Genomic DNA, 266 nt, shown 5'->3' with positions numbered 1-266 from the left:
CTCATCTTAGAAAGACAAAAGACGTAGCAGGGGAGGTGTCACAGGTTTGGTAAGCAATGAACTCATCGTCAGCCTAGACATTGGAACATCCAAAGTCCGCGTCATGATCGGCGAAATCACCAACGGTTCCATCAACATCATCGGCGTCGGCCAATCGCACTCAGAAGGGATTAAGAAGGGTGTGATCGTCGACATCGACCAAACCGTGCATGCCATCCGTGAAGCAGTGGATCATGCTGAACGCATGGTTGATGTTTCGATCGAAG

The 266-nt window shown here is 50.0% G+C and carries 1 pseudogene; it reads left to right on the top strand.

Annotated elements, in window-relative coordinates:
- Positions 1 to 46: 46 nt before the first annotated feature.
- Positions 47 to 266: pseudogene (locus SB775_RS30315) on the top strand (cell division protein FtsA); the annotation flags it as partial.

Source organism: Peribacillus sp. SIMBA_075, from assembly GCF_046534585.1.
The sequence above is the reverse complement of the archived record's forward strand: the minus strand, read 5'-3'. Positions and strand labels throughout refer to the sequence as shown.